The following is a 1,209-nucleotide window of genomic DNA, read 5'->3' as shown; positions in this document are numbered from 1 at the left end:
GCCCCGGGGAGCGTCGGGGCGGGCCGGCGGGGTTGCCGGTTTAGCGGGTGGAGGTGCGGTGGCCGATCTTCGGCAGGGCGCCGGTGGCGAAGTACTGGCGGAGCAGTTCGGCCAGCCGGTAGCCGGGATCGGCCTCGAGTGCCTTGCCCAGGTAGAGGTCGGCGAAGGTGCCTTTGCCCCTGAGCCAGTTGATCCAGCCGAGGACGGTCAGCAGGGGTGCCCGGTGCGGGCCCGGGGTGAACCGGAGGGATTGGATCAGGATCCGCTCGGCGGTCTGAAGGCGGGCCTGGTCCGGGGCGGTCGGGATGTCTGCGAAGAAGGCCCGTTTGTAGGCGTGCGGTTCCTCGGCCGGGCTGAGCAGGTCGGCCATGAGCCGGTCGCGCACGGCCGGGGTCTGGAAGAGGCCGGCCAGGTCGGGGGCCTCGGTCGCGTCGGGTTCGGTTCCGTTATGGAGGGCTGCGGCCCACGTGCGGCGGGCGGTCAGCATCGGTTCCGTGGACTGGTCCCAGACGCCGGTGGTTTCGTACCGTGCGGCGAGTTCCGCGATGCGCCGTGCCTCGTTCCCGGTGCCGAGGCAGGCCGGTGCGGGCACTTCGGCCGCCGGGGCGGGGCTGGATCCGAGGTAGATCAGTTCGGAGTTGATGACGCTGTTCGTGATCGCGGCCGTGTCCTGCCAGACGAGGTGTGCGGGGTTGTTGTGTCCCGGTGTGGATGGGTAGGTCGCCCAGCCGGTGCCGGTCACGATCCATCCGTCGCGGATCGGCATTCCTGCTGTGGTGAGCTCTTCGCGCAGTGCGTCGATATAGGGCTCGTACGGGAGCCCGGTGTCGTGGTGCAGCCGGTCGGTGTAGACGATGAACATGCTCCCGTCGGCGTTTTCGTCCCGGCACAGGTACGAGGCGGCGGTCTGGGCGAAGTCCCGCGGCCATTGGCCCGAATGCGGCAGGTCAAGGCGCAACGTGGTGCCGCTGCCGGTCCCGTGGAACGTCAGCACGACCAGGGATTCGCTGGGCTGGAATCCGAGAACGTGGGCCGCGAAGCTGATGAGGTCGGCCCCGGTCGTGGCGGTGAGTTTCTTGTTCATGGTTTGTGTCTCCTTTGGCGAGGTGGCGGGGAGTCGGGCAGCGGATCTGTACCAGCCGGCTTGTGCCCTTCCCTCCCCCGTTGTTTTTTGCCTGCTGGCGAAGCAGCGCGAAGCTGTGGCCGTCG

At 68.8% G+C, this 1,209-nt stretch carries 1 protein-coding gene; it reads right to left on the bottom strand.

Going from position 1 to position 1,209, the window contains the following annotated elements; genetic code table 11:
• Positions 1-40 precede the first annotated feature (40 nt).
• Positions 41-1,084, bottom strand: coding sequence for a DUF4192 domain-containing protein (locus D477_RS19850; protein WP_005274540.1), 1,044 nt, complete (start codon positions 1,082-1,084; stop codon positions 41-43).
• Positions 1,085-1,209: the final 125 nt, after the last annotated feature.

Source organism: Arthrobacter crystallopoietes BAB-32, from assembly GCF_000328305.2.
Lineage (GTDB): Bacteria > Actinomycetota > Actinomycetes > Actinomycetales > Micrococcaceae > Crystallibacter > Crystallibacter crystallopoietes_A.
Note: the sequence above shows the minus strand (reverse complement) of the source record. Positions and strands in the feature narration are given on the sequence as shown.

Coding starts and splice junctions, on each gene's coding strand:
- D477_RS19850 (WP_005274540.1), bottom strand. CDS start 1,084: ATGAACAAGAAACTCACCGCCACGACCGGGGCCGACCTCATCAGCTTC.